This window comes from Ezakiella sp. (assembly GCF_034180565.1).
GTDB lineage: Bacteria > Bacillota > Clostridia > Tissierellales > Peptoniphilaceae > Ezakiella.
This window is the reverse complement of sequence record NZ_JAXFOB010000008.1, coordinates 25,817-42,511: the sequence shown is the minus strand read 5'-3', so window position 1 is coordinate 42,511 and position 16,695 is coordinate 25,817. Positions and strand designations below refer to the sequence as shown.

Below are 16,695 nucleotides of genomic sequence, written 5' to 3'. Positions count from 1 at the left end.
TCCCTCCTAAGCGCCGAATGATTTGTTGGATTTAAATGTGAAAATGTTTGCCATCAAATCCAATAACCATTTTGTTAGAAATACTGCTGTAAACATTGATGCGACAATACCGAGGATAAGTGTAACTCCGAATCCTCTGATAGCGCCGATACCATATACATAAAGCACAACACCTGCAATCAAAGTTGTAATGTTTGAGTCGATAATTGATGAGAGTGCGTTTTTGTATCCGGCTTTAATAGCAGCCTTGTGAGTTTTTCCGGCTTTAAGTTCTTCTCTGATTCTTTCGAAAATGATGACGTTTGCGTCAACTGCCATACCGATTGAAAGCATGAGTCCGGCGATTCCCGGAAGAGAAAGCTTAACTTTGAGAAGTAGGAAGAATCCAATAATTATTTCGGTGTATACAAGCAAACTGATACATGCAGGAATTGCCATAGCTCTGTATAATATAAGTAATAATACCATGATTAGAGCGAGTGAAATTCCGATTGCAAGAATTGATTTTTCATAAGCGTCAAGACCGAGTGTAGGTCCGATAACAGAGCTTGTGAGTTCCTTCATAGGAATAGGAAGAGCACCTGCTTTAATAAGTGTAGCAGTTCTTGTTGCATCTTCAAGCTTCATAGCTTCGTTTCCGCCGTTGATGATGGCTTTGCCGCCTTTGATTTCTTCGTGTACCATTGGAGCTGAAATAATTTCGTCGTCCAATCTGATATATAAAATTTTCTTTTGTACATCTGTTTCAGCTGCAAGTCTCTTTGTGGCTTCAGCAAATTTTTCTGCACCTTCGTTGTCAAATTCAAGACTGATTACAGGTTCGTTTCCTTTAATAGGGTCGTTGATGTATTGAACAATACTTTCTTTAACGTTTTTACCTGTCAAAACTACATTTCCGTCCGGGTCAATAAATTGAAGTTGTGCTGTTTTACCAATCAATTGCAATGCTTGTTCTGAATCCTTAAGACCTGCGAGTTCAACACGGATACGATTATCCCCTTCAATAGCGATATTTGGTTCGCTTACGCCAAGACCGTCAACACGTTGTTGAATGATAGCCTTTGCTTGTTCCATATATCTTCTTAATTCTTGACCGGTTGCATCAGTGTCAGCTTCCAATAATACATAAACCCCACCTTGTAAGTCCAATCCTAATTGAATTGCATCTTTTGCCTTCGGGATTTTTTTGTCACCCAGTTGAAAGCCGAATACGCCGATTGCAAAAATTGCAAGAACTACAGCCACAACCAAGGTAAAGTAAACTAGTGATTTACTTTTCATCCTTATCCTCCTTATCTGTTGGCCAATATCGAAATGGCACATTCAATTCTTTTTTTCTCCATTTCGCAGCCAAGTTTGTAAACCTTATTGATGTTTTTGTTGTTGTACCATGCGTTTGCATGACATCCGCCGGAGCAATAAAATCTTGCCCAGCAATTTTTACAATCGTCCTTTGTAAAGACATTTGTAAATTTGAACTCATCTCTGAGCTCTGTATTCTTAACACCTTCAAAAACGTCGCCGAGTTTGAACTCTTCTTCGCCGACAAATTGATGGCAAGGATATAAATCCCCTTGAGGTGTTACAGCCATATATTCGTTCCCTGCTCCACAGCCGGAACATTTCTTTATTATGCAAGGACCTTGTGACAAATCAATCATAAAGTGGAAAAATAAAAATTTATCATCCTTCTTTAAAATATCGAGATAATCTTTAGAAAACTTTTCGTATTCCTTCAAAATCTTGTCGAGGTGTTCTTCCCTTATTGCATAATATTCGTTCGGATCTGTTACAACAGGTTCCATAGAAACCTTTTCAAATCCTTCATTATAAAAATTCAAAATATCTTCGCTGAAGTCGAGATTTTGGTTTGTGAAAGTGCCGCGGATATAATAATCCTTGTCTCCACGCTTTTCAACAAGCTTCTTAAACTTCGGAACGATGATATCGTAGCTGCCCTTGTCGGTTAAAGTCTTTCTCATCTTGTCATTTACTGACTTTCTTCCGTCAAGACTCAAAACGACATTGGACATATTTTCGTTTATAAAATCAATTATTTCATCATTTAATAAAACGCCGTTTGTAGTCAATGTGAATCTGAAATTTTTGTTGTATTTCGGCTCCAAAACTTCTCTTCCGTACTTCACAAGTTCCTTAACAACTTCGAAGTTCATAAGAGGTTCTCCACCGAAAAAGTCAACTTCAAGATTTACACGATTACCTGAATTTTCGCACAAAAATTCCAATGCTCTCTTTCCTACAGAAAGGGGCATCAGACATTTTTCTCCATTAAAATTCCCTTGCGATGCGAAACAATATTCACATTTCAAATTGCAATCGTGAGCCATATGTAAACATAAAGCTTTTACAATATTTTGATTTGCAAACGGAATAGTGTCGACATCTATCGGCTCACTGAAGAGTAAACCTTCAGATTTGAGAGAATTAATCTCCGTAAGCGCCTCGGCGACATCGGATAATTCATAGTTGTATTTCGAAGCAATTTCCTCGTCCGAAAGTTTATCATAATCATCTATAATATCATAAATAATTTTTTCGACAACGTGGACACTGCCCGAGTTTATATCAATTATACAATATACGCCGTTAAGATGAAATTTATGGATTCTATTCTCCATTATATTTTCTCCAAAAAAAAGTAGTGGATATTACCACCACTTATTTATTTTGTGGATTTTCGCACTTTTGGTTTCCGACTGTGCAACTGGTTTTGCATGCTGATTGGCATGAAGTTTGGCATTCGCCGCATCCGCCGTGACATAATGTGTCTTTTATGTTTTTCTTTGTCAATGTTTTAATAAGTTTCATTTTTTTACCTCCGAATTAAATAGTGTCTACTTTTGCGTCTTTGACGTCTTTTTTCTTTGAAATTGTTGCAACTGATGATTTTAGAATCTCAACTTGGTTTTTAAGAGTTCCCACTTCAATAACAACAATGTCATCTTTAACTTGTAAAATCTTGCCCATCGTTCCTGCAATTGTGATAATGCTGTCTCCCGGTTTGAGAGATGCTCTCATTGCTTGAACCTCTTTGTCCCTTTTTTGTTGCGGTCTAATCACAAATAAATAGAAAAAACCTAAAACAACAACCATAGGTAAAAGAGATACAATTGGGCTCATAGTTGGATTTGCTGTTGTAGCTCCGAACATTTCTTCACCTCACTTATGGTAATTATATAATAAAAAACTAAAAAAATCAATAGTTAATCCAAATAACCATAATTTTTATAAAATTCCTCTTTATATTCTAAGAAATTTCCATCAATCACACTCTTTCTTATATTTTCCATCAACTTTAAAAGGAATCTGACATTGTGGAGACTTAAAAGTCTTCCGCCCAAAATTTCCCCGTTCATAACGAGATGTCTTATATAAGCCTTTGTGTGATTTTTGCATGCATAACAGTCGCAGTCTTCTTCAATCGGTGTAAAATCTTCGGTGTATTTTGCATTCTTCAGATTTATCCTGCCGAACTTTGTAAATGCTGCACCGTTTCTTGCAATTCTTGTCGGCAGAACGCAGTCCGCCATATCGATTCCCCTTTCGACTGATTCGAAAAGATAATCCGGTGAACCTACCCCCATGTGGTATCTCGGTTTATCCTCAGGCATATAATCGCTACATGTGTCTAGCATTTCCTTTAAAACTTCAATCGGTTCTCCAACGCTAAGCCCCCCGACCGCATAGCCTTTCAAATCAAATTTGCAGGTTTCAATTGCCGAAAGCTTTCTCAAATCCTTGTACATTCCACCTTGAACTATACCGAAAAGAGCCTGATCTTCCCTCGTTTTCGCATTTATGCATCTCTCAAGCCATCTCAAGGTTCTTTCCATGGAATGCTTGATATAGTCGTAGTCCGCCGGATATGGGGCGCATTCGTCAAACGCCATCATTATGTCGGAGCCGAGATTTTCTTGAACAGAAATGGATTTTTCGGGAGAGAGAAAAACTTTCGAGCCGTCGATGTGCGACCTGAAATGAACACCCTCTTCAGTAATCTGTCTGTTTTCAGTCAAACTTAACACCTGAAATCCGCCGGAGTCCGTCAAAATCGGTAGATTCCAATTCATAAATTTGTGAAGCCCACCGGCTTTTTTTATTAATTCGTCCCCCGGACGCAAAAAGAGATGGTATGTGTTCGAAAGAATTATCTTTGTGTTTAAATCCAAAAGTTCATCATTCGAAAGGGTTTTAACCGTCGCTCTCGTTCCAACGGGCATAAAAATAGGGGTTGGTATATCTCCGTGCGGAGTTTTTAATACCCCTACCCTCGCCTTTGTTCTATCGTCTTTTTTTATTACTTCAAACTCAAAACTCATAAATTCTCCATTATTCTATAAACATCGCATCACCGAAACTGAAGAATCTATATCTTCGTTCGACTGCAACTTTATATGCGTGAAGCGCATTTTCTCGTCCCATAATCGCTGAAATAAGCATAAGAAGCGTGCTCTTAGGCAAGTGAAAATTCGTGATAAGCTTATCCACAACTTTGAATTTATAGCCCGGATAAATAAAAATATTTGTCCATCTGCTCCCCGCTCTCACTTCTCCGTTTTCATCCGCAGCGCTTTCAAGCGTCCTTATTGTAGTTGTTCCGACAGCAACAACTTTTTTGCCTGCTTTCTTTGCAGCATTTATTTTTTCGGCGACTTCTTCGCTTACCGTATATAACTCTTCGTGCATCTTGTGGTCTTCGATAAACTCGGATGTGACCGGTCTAAAGGTGCCGAGCCCGACGTTTAAAGTTATAAAAAGCTCCTCGACTCCCTTGTCCTTAAGCTTTTCCAAAAGCTCATCCGTAAAGTGTAGACCTGCCGTCGGTGCAGCAGCGCTACCCGGGTCCTTTGCATAGACCGTTTGATACATTTCCTGGTCTTCAAGTTTTTCATGAATATACGGCGGAAGAGGCATTGTGCCAAGTCTATCCAAAATTTCATACAAAATTCCGTCATATTTAAGCGTTACATAGCGAAGCCCCTCTTCATCGATTTCGTCAACCACGAGTGAAAGTTCATCTCCAAAGAAAAATTCGGTGCCGACTTTTGCCTTTTTGCCAGGCTTTGAAAGACATTGCCATCTGTCGTCACCGAGCTCTTTTAAAAGCAAAAACTCAACTTTTTCTTCCTTGTCCTTTCTGTGACCGTAAAGCCTTGCCGGGATAACTCTCGAATCATTAAAGACAAGCACGTCACCTTCGTCCAAAAGGTCAACCAAATCTGAAAAAACATAGTCTTTCGGTTCGCTTCCCTTTTTATCAACCACCATCAATCTTGATTTATCGCGTTCTTTCAAAGGTGTTTGTGCAATTAATTCTTCAGGTAAATCAAAATCGTAATCATCAACTCTAATCATTTAATACTTTTACCTCGATTCCAGGATAATAAAAATTTAATATATCCAAATATTTGAACCCTTGTTTTGCCATTTCATTTGCTCCGAATTGCGAAAGTCCAACGCTGTGACCGAAACCTTTACCGTAAAAAACATATTTATCGGAAAAATCGACTGCGGTTTCAATAATATTTTGTCCGCCTGCTTCAGCAGAATTCGGTGCTGAAATTCCGAGATTTTGAACTTTCGAAATTTTATTCATCTCCTCGTCCGTGAGTTTTACAATGTCAAAAACCACACCTTCATTTGGTCCCGGAGTGCTTGCAACCACAATGGCTTTCTCTTTCAACGGCATCGGTTTTCTATTTACACTTTCAACTTTCTTATTCACATCAAAAAGCGTGCTTCTAAATTTTGAAGAGCCGAAAAGAAGTCTGAATTTATTTGCGGAAAGTTTCACATCTCCGTCGTTATAAGACACGATGACGTTGTTTACACGTCCCAAACTGTTCTTTTGAAGCTTTAAACCCGTAAAATTGCGTTTGTTTGTTTTTTGCGCAAGAATCTCGTCGAGATTATCTCTAGTAACTTCGACTTTCCAATCCACATTCGGTGTGTTCGTGCTGTATGGGTCGGACTTAACGACAAGATACGGGTATTTGTTTCCCCAAACCTCTTCGCTCGAAGCGATAACTCCGCCGTTTGATGAAGAATATGTCGCATTGATAACTTCGCCGTTAAAAAACGCAACAAGACCCTTTGTTTCATCCACAGCTTTCCTAATTTTATCGTTCACATTGTTTACGCCAAGATAAACTTGGCTGTAAATATCGTTTGTGAGATTGTAGCCGTGCTTTATATATTTCTTTAAATTAGAAATTGCATAGCTTCTTGCAGCAACAGCTTGTGATTTGAGGGCGTCCATTTCAAAACTTGAGCCCATTTCGCTTGAAACAACGGAATAAATGTATTCTTCAAGACTTACATTGTTTATGAGAGCCTTGTTTACAGTGTCCAAATAAAAGCTCCCGTTGTATTTTCTGTTTCCGACTGCTGTGATATTGTTTTTTGAAGCGACCATACTGTTTTCATATGGACCGTAAAAACCGGAATCCGTCTTTATCATAAGACCGTTTTCATAATAGAGATGGATATTTTTTGACGGAATCGGAAGCACAGTCTTTCCTTCGGTCACGAGTTCAAAACCGTCTTCAGACGTCAAGTCGTATCCTTCACTTGATGATTTTATTTTTATATTTATAGTCAAATCATCGCTTTTTGCACTTGTTGAAATTGTCATAAGCGAGATTAAAATTGTTAAAAATAATAATACTCTTTTCATTTAACCCTCCATATATGGCTCTCCGATGTGAAGAGCCGCTTTTTCAGTTGCGATTCTTCCCCTCGGCGTGCGTACAATAAATCCTATTTGCATGAGATATGGCTCGTATACGTCTTCGATAGTCCCCTTTTCTTCCCCGCTTGCGGCGCTCAATGTGTCTATACCGACAGGTCTTCCCTTAAATGTGACAAGAAGAGTTCTTATTATCTTTCTGTCTGTTTTGTCGAGACCAAGCTCGTCAACCTCAAGGATATCGAGTCCTTTTTTCGCCATTTTATAATCTATCTCTCCGCTTCCCATGACAACCGCATAGTCGCGGACACGTTTTAGTAGTCTGTTTGCAATTCTCGGAGTGCCGCGCGAACGCTTTGCAATCTCGATTGCCCCTTCGTCGTCGATGTAGACATCCAAAATCTTTGCGCTTCTTTTTATAATTTCCGTAAGGCTCTTTTCATCGTATAGTTCGAGATTTAGATGAACTCCGAATCTGTCGCGAAACGGTGAACTCAAAAGACCCGCACGTGTGGTCGCTCCGATCAGAGTAAACTTTTCAAGGTCGAGTCTCACACTTCTTGCAGTCGGTCCCTTTCCAATCATAACGTCCAGACAATAGTCCTCCATCGCCGGATACAAAATTTCTTCAACATTTCTTGAAATTCTGTGTATTTCGTCAATAAAAAGCACATCGCCTCTCTCGAGATTTGTCATAATGCTTGCCAAATCGCCCGGCCTTTCAATTGCCGGACCCGACGTGACCTTTATATTTACACCGAGTTCGTTTGCGATAATATTTGCAAGCGTTGTTTTTCCAAGTCCCGGCGGTCCATAGAGAAGCACGTGGTCGAGCGTGTCCTTTCTTATTTTGGCGGAGTCGATAAAAATCTTTAACTTGTCCTTTGCCTTATATTGTCCGATATATTCACTGAGCCATCTCGGACGCAAAGAGTTATCAAATAAATCCTCGCCGTCTCTGAGATTGCTCGAGATTATTCTCTCGTTTTCCATCAAATCTTCCTTTAGTTCATATTCTTAAGCGCAAATTTGAGCGCTTCGTCAATCGTCATACCTTCAAAGTCGATATGCGCAATTTTTTTCTCGATTTCAAATCTGTTGTAGCCGAATTGTGTGAGTGCTTCGACAAGCTCGCTGTGGAGTGAACTCTTCGGCTGTTCGTCGATGTCTTCGATTGCAAATTCGAAATCCTTAACCTTGTCCTTCATGTCGATAATGAGTCTTTCGGCGCTTTTTGCTCCTATTCCCGGAAGTTTCGTCAAGGTCGCCTTGTCCTCCGAAACAATTGAAGCTACAAGCTTCGACAAAGTCACACTGCCCAAAATTCCGATTGCGGTTTTCGGTCCGATTTTCGGTACAGTCCTTAAAATATTAAACATCTCTCTATCTTCTTTAGTTGCAAAACCGTAGACTGAAATTCTGTTCTCGCTCACGACCTGCTCCGCATAAATCACTTTTTCTTCGCCGATTCTAACTTGCGATAAAATATTTTTAGGCGCCTCCAAGCGATATCCTATACCTGCAATATCGACGACAAGATAGCTGTCGTAAAAATCTACAATTTTACCTTCAAAATATTCATACATATCTATTTCAACCTAAATTCATCTTTAAATCTGCCTGTGAATGAATGGCATATTGCAAGAGCCAATGCATCCGCTGCGTCGTCAGGCTTTGGAATTTCCTTCATATTCAAAAAAGATTTCACACATTCCTGTATATCTCTTTTGTTTGCACGTCCATAGCCCGTTATTCCCTGTTTTACTTGAAGAGGAGTGTATTCATAGATTGGAAGTTCATTGTTTAAACAGCAAAGAACTTGAACTCCGCGCGCTTGTGCAACTTTGATTGCAGTCGTGACATTTTTGTAGAAGAAAAGTTCTTCAATCGAAACCTCGTCCGGCTGATATCTCTTTATGAGAAAGTCCAAATCGTCATACAAAAGCTTCAGTCTTTCCGGAAATGTGAGGTCGGGTTCAGTGTTTATAATGCCGTAGTCAACAAGCTTGAACTTGTTTCCGTTTGTATCTATTATTCCGAAACCTAAAATAGCAAGTCCCGGATCCAATCCTAAAATTCGCAAAAAATCTCCTCCATAATCATTATATCAAAATATGTAATAAATCGCAAGGAATCGGGCACAAAAAAACTCCCCGCAACAAATGCGAAGAGTTTAAATTTTTTATAATTCTCCGGTTTTGAATCCTTCTTTTTCAACTTTTGAAATAAGTTCTTCAAATTCTTCGTTTGAAGCAACCTCTACTCTGCATTGAACTTTCAAAATTCCCATAACTTTTGCGTCCATAACGACCATTGACGGAACGTTTATTCCTTCTTTTCTAAAGACATTTAAGAGTCTTGAAAGTTGTCCAGGAATGTTGAAGATATAGACGACGAGTTGTCTGCCTTTTCCGAGGTTGAAAAGATCCGAGAATGCTTTAAAAATCGAAGCATGTGTCAAAATTCCGAGGAAATTTCCGTCAGCGTCAATCGCCGGCAAGAACGGAATATTCAATTTTTCAATCGCGATACTTGCTTCGTCTATTCCGTCGTTCGGGTCAAGAGCCTTGATTCCGGTTTCGACGAATTTTTCAATCGATTGCTTTTCAAATTCTTCTCTGTTGCAATCTCCTTCGTGATAGAACTTTTCATAAATTTCAGCCTTCATTATATAGCCCACAAATTTATCGCCTTCAACAACCGGTAAACTTAAAAAGTCCCCTTCTTCCATTTTATCAAGCGCAGTCTTTACAGTGTCTTCAACAGAAAGAAGTGTAAGCAAGTTCTTTGGTAAAATATGATTTTTAACTAACATTCTAATACCTCCTAAATATATTTTGTTAAGGACAACACTTGGTTAATCCGTTAACAATTTTTTGAATATCTCTACAGTTCTATTATACCCAATATTTGAACAATTTTCCAGTACAATCGTAATACATTTTGAATTTTCTTCATTTTCATAAAAACCTGTGAAGAAATAGTTGTATTTTCCGTTTCCGAGTTCCGCAGTTCCGGTTTTTCCTCCGGCGTTTTGAAGTCCGAAGCCGCTCGCAGTTCCGGTCGCAACAACCTCTTTCATATACTCTTTCACTTCATTTGCAGATTGCTCGCTAAAAGGCATTGTGACTTTTTTGGAGAAAAGCTTTTTATTTGTTTTGACATCCGCCGTTTCAAACGAGTTTACATATCGCGGTGTGTAAAAATATCCGCCGTTGTATATACTCTCTGTTATAACATTTAAAATCATCGGAGAGAGTGTGACTTTCCCCTGTCCGATTCCAAGGAGCGCATTCGAAAACTCGTCTTCCGAAAGATTTAAATCAATCGGAGCCATCGGAACGATGGAATTTTTTAATACTGTATCATTTACAGAGTCGACGAGATTTTTAAAACTGTCCAAATGTTTCAAATTCGCCCAAACAAAATATGTGTTCAATGAATGGGCAAATGCTTTTTTCATATCGACCGTCCCGTATCTCATATTGTTGTAGTTTGCAATTTTTGCGTCTCCGATTTCAATCGAGCCTGTGTCCTCGTATTCTTCCCTAAAACCGTTTTCCAAAAGATTTACACTCGTCAAAATTTTCATGACGGAGCCGGGCGAATATTTTCCGAACTGCACACGATTTAACATCGAGCTTTCATTTTCGTTGTTTATAAATTCCTCGAGTCTTCTTTCATCGTATGTTGGATTTGAGTAGCTTGCAAGAATCTCGCCCGTCTTCGGGTTTGAAACGACAATAGCGCCGTTGTAGCCTTGAAGAAGCGCCTGCGCCTTTTGTTGAAGTTTTAAATCGAGCGATAAAACGAGATTGTCTCCCGTCTTTTCGTTCATGATTATATTTTTCGTCTTTGTCATAAACGAGGCATTTCCTCGACCCATAAGCTCAGGATTGTAAGTCGACTCGAGTCCCGTCATTCCGTATTTTTTATCCATATAGCCGATGACATGTGAAAAAAGTCCCGGATATTTTGAAATTCTTGTATATCCTTCGTCATTCTTTTCACTGTATGTTAAAACTTCATGGTTTCTGTCTAAAATACTTCCCCTTTGAACGGTGGCAACGAGACGGTTCGAACGCGAGTCATACTTCGAGTCCACGAGATATTTTGCGCCGACGGAGGAGATTAAAAGAATTGCAATTGTTGAAATAAACGCTATAAAAACAACCGCATACATCAAATTATTCACTTTTTTATTCGGATTGTTTTCCATTTAAAACCTCAATTCTCATCTAGACATTTTTTCTTAAAGCCGCTTGCAATACTCCCAGCATCATAAATGCCGAAAGCATTGAACTACCGCCGTACGAAATAAAAGGAGCCGTAACTCCCGTAAGCGGAATCATATTTAAAGTTCCCATAAAAATTACAAAAAACTGTGAAACAATTGAAATCGGAATCAAAACTGCCAGCTTTTTATAGTATTTGTGGTCCACATATTTCGCAAGTTTCAAGCTGTATGAGAAAAATATGACGTAGATTATTAAAATATTTAATAGCATTATTGCGCCCATCTCTTCGCCGATTGCAGCCAAAATCATATCCGAAATATTTACGGGAATTATGTTTGGAATTCCGAGACCTATGCCCGTTCCGAAGAGCCCGCCGTTTGCAATTGCGGTAAGAGCTGTGACGATTTGGTATCCTTTTTTGTCGAAATATTTGAAAGGATTTGTCCAAACCTTAAATCTCACTCGCACATGCGGAAGCACCAAAAATCCGATGACCGCAAAAGCTAAAAACATTATGAGTGTGACTGCAAAATATTTTCTCTCGCTCTCAAAGACATAGAGATAGCTGATATAAATTATAAATAGGAGTAGCGCACTTCCGAGGTCCCTTTGAAGAAAGAGAAACCCGAAATATGAAAAAGCAATCGCTTCGTTTATAAGTTTATAGTGTTTCACTTTTGTGAGAGACGAATTTTCAAGGGTTGCAAGTTGAAAAATAAATAACAGTTTTATGAGTTCAACAGGTTGAAAAAGGTGCCCAAAGATGCTTACCCAATTTCGTGCGCCGTATCTGTTTATTCCGAAAAGGATCGTGTATAAAAATAAGATATAAATCGCTCCGACGAAAATATAAAAGAAATACTCGTGAAAGTCGGTGTTTTTTATAATCATATAAGCCACATACATAAAGACGACGCCGACTAAAAACCAAATCATCTGTTTCACGCCATATTCGGAATTCAGTCTGAAAATCTCAAGCGTGCCGATGCTGAAGAGCATTGAAACCAAGACATAAAACAAATCATATCCGATGAGTCTTTTATTGAGCCATACATTTACAAATCCGACGACGAGAACCGATGAAATTGCAATGAGAGACTTTGTCGTGACCTCGTCCTCCGCTTTAAAAAGAAACATCAATGCGGCGCCCAAAAGTTGGAAGAGAAGTATATAGAAATAGGATTTTTTCTTACTTGACATTTCGAATTCTCTCCTCAAAAATAATCACTTCGTCGCCGATTCTTATAACGTCTTTGTTCTTTAATATTACGTTCTTCACGCGTTCGTTGTTTACATATGTGCCGTTTGCACTTTTCAAATCGATGAGATTGTATCCTTTATTTGTCTTTTTTATGTGAAACTGTCTTTTTGAAATCGAGTCATCTTTAATTGTGACGTCGTTTTCAGCCGCGCGACCGACGGATATGTTGTCACGTATAATCGCAATTTTGTCGCTGCCCTCTCCTCCAAATCTTAAAATCGCAACTTTCTCTTTGCTTTCTTTTTTAATATAGTATAAAATATCCTTGAGGATGTTTGTGGTGAACAAAAATACGATAACTACAAAAATATATTTTAAAATTGTGCTTATTATTGCAAAATAATCCATAAAAACTCCTTTACGAGGTGATAAAATGAAATACACATGTACTGAAAGTTGTCTCATATTTCTTAAAAACACTAGAACAGAGGCGGAAACAATTAAATATTTGAGGGAAAAAGAATATAGTGAATCTGAAATCGAGGAAGCCATAAATTACGCCAAAGAAGTGGGCTATTTAAACGATGTGGACTATATAAACGCATATGTATCCGACCATCTTCTTATAAACAAATGGGGTCCCAATAAAATTATTTTCAAACTGAAGGAAAAAGGGATTTCAGGTGAAGCCGTCGACTTTGCTCTTATGGACAACGAAGAGATTATAAAGAGAAATCTCTATGCGCAAACTGAGAAAAAAGCAAAGGGTCTCAATCTTGAGGATTTTAAAAACAAACAAAAGGTCATAAACCATCTTGTCTCAAGAGGCTACGACTATAGCAGTGCAAAAAATGCGCTCGAGGACTATATCGATGAAAACAGATAATCGAGATTCCAAAGATTTCAAAGTCTATATTTTAAAATGCGCCGACAACACCCTCTATTGCGGCATGACAAACGATATCGAAAAACGCGTCAAAGCGCACAATGAGAAAAACGGTGCCAAATACACGCGTGGAAGAACCCCGGTCGAGCTTGTCTACTTTGAAACCGGCTACACAATGAGCGAAGCTTTGAAGCGTGAGTGTGCGATAAAAAAACTCACAAAACAGAAAAAACTGAAACTGATAAATGATTTTGATATTGAAAAAGAGCGATAAAAAATATCGCTCAGCCTATCAAAAAATTTTCAAAAAAAGATTCAGCCAAGTTCTAATTTTTCGGGTTTTCCATATTGGCGATTTCATTCTTCAGAGCTTCTCGCCTCATTCTTGCTTCTCTTCTTTTTCTTTTTTCCATCCTTATACGCTTTTCTTCTTCGGTGAGCGGTCGCCTTTTTCTGTCCTTATTTTTGTACATAATTGCAAGAATGCGAGCAAAAAATATGCTCACAAGTCCGCACGCGCCGGTCAAAACAGCAACTCTCAAATCCTCGGGAGAACTCTTTAAAAATCCCCCGTTTTTATTTAAAAACAACCTTATGAGTGCATATATAATGAGTGCAACTCCAGGTAAATATTTTACAAATCTTAATCTCGAGAACAACATGTGAAGTATTATGACCGCAATTGCGATTAACACAAAATACAACAGCGAATATTGTTCAAGTCTAAGATACGGTCCCAACTCATCGAGAACCTTATCTAAAAGTTCCATCTAAATCAACTCCAAATTAATTATACATAATATTTTAGTTAAAATCAATACATTCTAGAAAAAGCGGTGCCACATCTCCGATTTCTTAACATTTGAGAAATGTGATTCAGCCTCGGAGCCGTATGACCACATATTCATATACATCGACGCATCCTTTGTTTCTATGGTTAAAATGTCCGAAACGTCGAGATGTACATTTTTAAAATTTACAATTTTAAATGAATTTGTGGTCTTTACAACCGCAAGATTTCTGATTGAACTAGTCGTAAAATCGCGCACGTTCGAAAACAAATTGTTTATATCCTTGATAGAAATCGACTGCTTGTCTTCGTTAAGGAGAATGCCGGCATTTACGTCTCTTAATGAAATGTCAACGTTTTTTATAACACCGTCTGTCTTGTCAAACATCCGCACAATCATAACCCAATATCCGTTTCTCCTTATAATTCCCATATTGCGTTTGTCGAAATATAGCTCGCTGTAGAGTACATTGTTTATGTCGTCCTTAATAACTTCGAGCGAATCTTTTTGATAAACTTGATCCAAAGTTATCGGACTTTTAACGCTCGAGGACTCAATCGGAAGTATTGAGATACTGTCCTTGAAATCCTCCCTGCCGTAGTTTAAAGTCTCGTATGTGTATGAGAGAAATTGCGGATTTACATAATTTATCTTGATTTTTTTCTTTCCATAAAACTTCGTTTTGTCACTTTCAAGATTAGCAGAAACATTTGTGTCGAAGTCTTCAAAATGCTTTTTAAAAGTCGCCGTTATCGGATTTGTAAGCACACCGCCCACAGGTTCTTTTTTTATGTCAATATTCAAATATCCGGTATTTTTAGGAAGATAAATCCCCTCCGTCTTGTAGACTTGCACACCGGCGCTGTCTCTGTACACAAAAAACGTGTAATATGACGGCTCTTCACCGTCATCATCGCGAAGCCCCAAAAAGAGCGCTGTCGGTTTAAAAGTTTCACTTGGCTCCGCATTTCTTTCGATTTTTCGCTTGCTCACAATGAAATTGTAATCATTCTCGTCAACTTTTCCATCGTATTGCGCTTCATAGAGGCTGTAATTCTCATTCACAAGAATCTTTGTGTCCTCCATAATCGCAATGTCACAGACGAAGTCTTCGCCCGAATAAACACTTAAAACCACAATGTCGTCTTGTCTGTCGTATTCGCGCATATTGTTTAAATTGTAATTGTTTACGAGATAGTCCTTAAGATTCACCATCTTCGTCATATAGCGAACATTCGTATAGTCTTTTCCGGAAATGAAGGCGCGGTCTTTAAAGAAAATCATATTTTTATTTTGAAATCTGATTTTCTCACCGTTTTGATTGAACTTATTTATGACCGTATATTTTCCTCTTATTGGAAAAACATTGTTTGTTATGTCGCTCTGTTCATCCGGTTTTATCTTGCAACCTACCGAAAAAAGAGAAATTAATATAACGAAAAACAATAATCTATTTTTCATCGACGTGCTCCTCCTCGAATTCTTTCGGAAGAGTTATGATAAAGCTCGTCCCCTCGCCCACTTCACTCACAAGTTTTATGTCGCCGCCGGAGAGCTTGACAATTTGATATACAATCGAGAGCCCGATTCCTGTGTGGCTTTTTTTCGAGGTTCCTCTGTAGAATTTTTCAAAAACATGTTCTCGGTCTTTTTCAGGAATGCCGTCGCCGTCGTCAACAACGGACACAACGAACTCTTCGCCCATATCCTTTAAATCGATTTTTATCGTGCCGTTTTCTGATGTGAATTTAAAAGCATTGTCAAGAAGATTTATAAAAACCTGTCTAAGCTTGTCAGGGTCGTTTGAATATTTCAAACTCTTGACATTCGACTTTATATAAAAGTTTTTGTTCTCCGCAATTGCACGTGGCTTAAACTGCTTCTCGAGAGCTCCCAAAAAGTCCACCATATCAATCTGTCTCTTTTCGAGTTTGACCTTTTTATTTAAAAGTCTGCTGAAATCCAAGAGGTCGTTAACCATTTGAGCGAGTCTGTCGCTTTCCTGCTCGATAATTTCAAGCCCGTCTCTCAAAAGTTCCTCGTCGGACGGGTCCTCCTTCAAAGTATATGCCCAACCTTTGATTGAAGTTAAAGGCGTTTTAAGCTCGTGGCTCACATTTGCAATAAATTCGTTCTTGACCGCGTCGCGCTTTAAGACCTCGTCTCGCATATAATTCATACTTTCCCCGAGTTTCACGGTTTCAAGCGGACCTTGCGGCTCGTATTTGTAGTTGTAATTTCCCTTTGCAAGCTCGTCCGAGTATTTTTTAAGCCTGTAAATCGGCTTAACTATCATATCGCTTGCTATAAATGAAACAATGACCGCAATAACAGCGACGACTACACCGATTGTGATAATGAGTTTAACGACATTAAAAATAGACTCGTCCGCTTCCTTCAGACTTGATTGAAAAACAGCGATTCCAATCATTTTGTTCTGATAAGTTATCGGAAGAGCCACGCTCACAATTTTCGAATCGCTGAATGAAAATTTATCAATCGACGTGTAGTAACCGCTTTCCTTTATTCCGGTCAAAATATTAGTATTGTTTAAGTAAGTATTTGTGAGGCCGATGGTGCTTAAAAGAAGATTTCCCTCTTCGTCCAACAGCTCCAAATGCCCCGTATTGTATTGAAAAAAAGTGAAGGCATCGTCCAAAACAACGTTTCTGATGCCTTTTGAAAAATCTATATATCTGTATAAATAGCCCAGATTCAGCTCAGCTTGTGATTTCAATTTTGAAGTTGCGTCTTTGTAAAAATAATTTTTTACACTAAAAATAACAGCAATTTCCAAAATTAAAATTGTAGCAATTATAATAATTGTTAAATTTAAAGTGAGATAAAATCTAAAGCTTTTTTTCATTCTT

At 38.4% G+C, this 16,695-nt stretch carries 19 protein-coding genes; 2 read left to right on the top strand and 17 right to left on the bottom strand.

Annotation, left to right across the window (positions count from 1 at the left end):
- Nucleotides 1-6: 6 nt before the first annotated feature.
- The 14 genes from secD to SPI61_RS01265 form a co-directional block, all read right to left on the bottom strand.
- On the bottom strand, nucleotides 7-1,281 hold the full coding sequence (gene secD / locus SPI61_RS01330; protein WP_321136345.1) for a protein translocase subunit SecD: 1,275 nt from the start codon (nucleotides 1,279-1,281) through the stop codon (nucleotides 7-9).
- Nucleotides 1,282-1,292: 11 nt separating this feature from the next.
- On the bottom strand, nucleotides 1,293-2,639 hold the full coding sequence (scfB, locus tag SPI61_RS01325) for a thioether cross-link-forming SCIFF peptide maturase (RefSeq protein WP_321136344.1): 1,347 nt from the start codon (nucleotides 2,637-2,639) through the stop codon (nucleotides 1,293-1,295).
- 40 nt (nucleotides 2,640-2,679) lie between these two features.
- Nucleotides 2,680-2,829: a six-cysteine ranthipeptide SCIFF gene (gene scfA, locus SPI61_RS01320; RefSeq protein WP_034547050.1), complete on the bottom strand. Its 150-nt coding sequence runs from the start codon at nucleotides 2,827-2,829 to the stop codon at nucleotides 2,680-2,682.
- A gap of 15 nt (nucleotides 2,830-2,844) precedes the next feature.
- Complete coding sequence (gene yajC, locus SPI61_RS01315) at nucleotides 2,845-3,171, bottom strand: preprotein translocase subunit YajC (RefSeq protein WP_321136343.1); 327 nt, start codon at nucleotides 3,169-3,171, stop codon at nucleotides 2,845-2,847.
- Nucleotides 3,172-3,224: 53 nt separating this feature from the next.
- Nucleotides 3,225-4,340 (bottom strand): tRNA guanosine(34) transglycosylase Tgt, encoded by a 1,116-nt coding sequence (gene tgt, locus SPI61_RS01310; RefSeq protein WP_321136342.1) that lies wholly within the window; start codon nucleotides 4,338-4,340, stop codon nucleotides 3,225-3,227.
- 10 nt (nucleotides 4,341-4,350) lie between these two features.
- Nucleotides 4,351-5,373 (bottom strand): tRNA preQ1(34) S-adenosylmethionine ribosyltransferase-isomerase QueA, encoded by a 1,023-nt coding sequence (gene queA / locus SPI61_RS01305; protein ID WP_321136437.1) that lies wholly within the window; start codon nucleotides 5,371-5,373, stop codon nucleotides 4,351-4,353.
- Nucleotides 5,369-6,697 carry a SpoIID/LytB domain-containing protein gene (locus SPI61_RS01300; RefSeq protein ID WP_321136341.1) on the bottom strand — a complete coding sequence of 443 codons (1,329 nt, stop codon included), beginning with the start codon at nucleotides 6,695-6,697 and terminating at the stop codon, nucleotides 5,369-5,371. The genes queA and SPI61_RS01300 overlap by 5 nt, the downstream gene beginning before the upstream one ends.
- Nucleotides 6,698-7,702, bottom strand: a complete 1,005-nt coding sequence (gene ruvB / locus SPI61_RS01295; protein WP_321136340.1) for a Holliday junction branch migration DNA helicase RuvB — start codon at nucleotides 7,700-7,702, stop codon at nucleotides 6,698-6,700.
- An 11-nt stretch (nucleotides 7,703-7,713) separates the two neighbouring features.
- A complete protein-coding gene (gene ruvA / locus SPI61_RS01290; protein WP_321136339.1) occupies nucleotides 7,714-8,295 on the bottom strand; it encodes a Holliday junction branch migration protein RuvA in 582 nt (193 codons plus the stop codon).
- 2 nt (nucleotides 8,296-8,297) lie between these two features.
- On the bottom strand, nucleotides 8,298-8,792 hold the full coding sequence (gene ruvC / locus SPI61_RS01285) for a crossover junction endodeoxyribonuclease RuvC (protein ID WP_321136338.1): 495 nt from the start codon (nucleotides 8,790-8,792) through the stop codon (nucleotides 8,298-8,300).
- A 99-nt stretch (nucleotides 8,793-8,891) separates the two neighbouring features.
- Nucleotides 8,892-9,524 carry a CBS domain-containing protein gene (locus tag SPI61_RS01280; RefSeq protein ID WP_321136337.1) on the bottom strand — a complete coding sequence of 211 codons (633 nt, stop codon included), beginning with the start codon at nucleotides 9,522-9,524 and terminating at the stop codon, nucleotides 8,892-8,894.
- Between the two features lie 42 nt (nucleotides 9,525-9,566).
- Complete coding sequence (locus tag SPI61_RS01275; RefSeq protein WP_321136336.1) at nucleotides 9,567-10,928, bottom strand: penicillin-binding transpeptidase domain-containing protein; 1,362 nt, start codon at nucleotides 10,926-10,928, stop codon at nucleotides 9,567-9,569.
- A 19-nt stretch (nucleotides 10,929-10,947) separates the two neighbouring features.
- Nucleotides 10,948-12,147, bottom strand: coding sequence for an FtsW/RodA/SpoVE family cell cycle protein (locus SPI61_RS01270; RefSeq protein WP_321136335.1), 1,200 nt, complete (start codon nucleotides 12,145-12,147; stop codon nucleotides 10,948-10,950).
- Complete coding sequence (locus SPI61_RS01265) at nucleotides 12,137-12,556, bottom strand: FHA domain-containing protein (protein ID WP_321136334.1); 420 nt, start codon at nucleotides 12,554-12,556, stop codon at nucleotides 12,137-12,139. The genes SPI61_RS01270 and SPI61_RS01265 overlap by 11 nt, the downstream gene beginning before the upstream one ends.
- Before the next feature lie 25 nt (nucleotides 12,557-12,581).
- Here SPI61_RS01265 and SPI61_RS01260 point away from each other — a divergent pair, with 25 nt between their 5' ends.
- Together SPI61_RS01260 and SPI61_RS01255 are read left to right on the top strand one after the other, a co-directional pair.
- Nucleotides 12,582-13,034, top strand: coding sequence for a regulatory protein RecX (locus tag SPI61_RS01260; protein WP_321136333.1), 453 nt, complete (start codon nucleotides 12,582-12,584; stop codon nucleotides 13,032-13,034).
- Nucleotides 13,021-13,308 carry a GIY-YIG nuclease family protein gene (locus tag SPI61_RS01255; protein ID WP_321136332.1) on the top strand — a complete coding sequence of 96 codons (288 nt, stop codon included), beginning with the start codon at nucleotides 13,021-13,023 and terminating at the stop codon, nucleotides 13,306-13,308. The genes SPI61_RS01260 and SPI61_RS01255 overlap by 14 nt, the downstream gene beginning before the upstream one ends.
- A 52-nt stretch (nucleotides 13,309-13,360) precedes the next feature.
- On the opposite strand, the gene SPI61_RS01250 is transcribed toward SPI61_RS01255, so the two are convergent.
- Genes SPI61_RS01250 through SPI61_RS01240 form a run of 3 tightly spaced genes read right to left on the bottom strand, consistent with a single transcriptional unit; the run spans nucleotide 13,361 to nucleotide 16,691 of the window.
- Entirely contained in the window at nucleotides 13,361-13,804 is a 444-nt protein-coding gene (locus SPI61_RS01250; protein WP_321136331.1) for a hypothetical protein, read from the bottom strand.
- Between the two features lie 54 nt (nucleotides 13,805-13,858).
- Complete coding sequence (locus SPI61_RS01245; protein WP_321136330.1) at nucleotides 13,859-15,286, bottom strand: hypothetical protein; 1,428 nt, start codon at nucleotides 15,284-15,286, stop codon at nucleotides 13,859-13,861.
- The gene (locus tag SPI61_RS01240) at nucleotides 15,276-16,691 is read right to left on the bottom strand and encodes a HAMP domain-containing sensor histidine kinase (RefSeq protein ID WP_321136329.1); all 1,416 of its coding nucleotides are present in this window, start codon (nucleotides 16,689-16,691) and stop codon (nucleotides 15,276-15,278) included. Before SPI61_RS01240 ends, SPI61_RS01245 begins: the two co-directional genes overlap by 11 nt.
- Nucleotides 16,692-16,695 lie beyond the last annotated feature (4 nt).

Bases quoted from the DNA above. Each gene is read 5' to 3' on its own strand.
- secD (WP_321136345.1), bottom strand. From the start codon at position 1,281: ATGAAAAGTAAATCACTAGTTTACTTTACCTTGGTTGTGGCTGTAGTT.
- scfB (WP_321136344.1), bottom strand. From the start codon at position 2,639: ATGGAGAATAGAATCCATAAATTTCATCTTAACGGCGTATATTGTATA.
- scfA (WP_034547050.1), bottom strand. From the start codon at position 2,829: ATGAAACTTATTAAAACATTGACAAAGAAAAACATAAAAGACACATTA.
- yajC (WP_321136343.1), bottom strand. From the start codon at position 3,171: ATGTTCGGAGCTACAACAGCAAATCCAACTATGAGCCCAATTGTATCT.
- tgt (WP_321136342.1), bottom strand. From the start codon at position 4,340: ATGAGTTTTGAGTTTGAAGTAATAAAAAAAGACGATAGAACAAAGGCG.
- SPI61_RS01300 (WP_321136341.1), bottom strand. From the start codon at position 6,697: ATGAAAAGAGTATTATTATTTTTAACAATTTTAATCTCGCTTATGACA.
- ruvB (WP_321136340.1), bottom strand. From the start codon at position 7,702: ATGGAAAACGAGAGAATAATCTCGAGCAATCTCAGAGACGGCGAGGAT.
- ruvA (WP_321136339.1), bottom strand. From the start codon at position 8,295: ATGTATGAATATTTTGAAGGTAAAATTGTAGATTTTTACGACAGCTAT.
- SPI61_RS01280 (WP_321136337.1), bottom strand. From the start codon at position 9,524: ATGTTAGTTAAAAATCATATTTTACCAAAGAACTTGCTTACACTTCTT.
- SPI61_RS01275 (WP_321136336.1), bottom strand. From the start codon at position 10,928: ATGGAAAACAATCCGAATAAAAAAGTGAATAATTTGATGTATGCGGTT.
- SPI61_RS01270 (WP_321136335.1), bottom strand. From the start codon at position 12,147: ATGTCAAGTAAGAAAAAATCCTATTTCTATATACTTCTCTTCCAACTT.
- SPI61_RS01265 (WP_321136334.1), bottom strand. From the start codon at position 12,556: ATGGATTATTTTGCAATAATAAGCACAATTTTAAAATATATTTTTGTA.
- SPI61_RS01260 (WP_321136333.1), top strand. From the start codon at position 12,582: ATGAAATACACATGTACTGAAAGTTGTCTCATATTTCTTAAAAACACT.
- SPI61_RS01255 (WP_321136332.1), top strand. From the start codon at position 13,021: ATGAAAACAGATAATCGAGATTCCAAAGATTTCAAAGTCTATATTTTA.
- SPI61_RS01250 (WP_321136331.1), bottom strand. From the start codon at position 13,804: ATGGAACTTTTAGATAAGGTTCTCGATGAGTTGGGACCGTATCTTAGA.
- SPI61_RS01245 (WP_321136330.1), bottom strand. From the start codon at position 15,286: ATGAAAAATAGATTATTGTTTTTCGTTATATTAATTTCTCTTTTTTCG.
- SPI61_RS01240 (WP_321136329.1), bottom strand. From the start codon at position 16,691: ATGAAAAAAAGCTTTAGATTTTATCTCACTTTAAATTTAACAATTATT.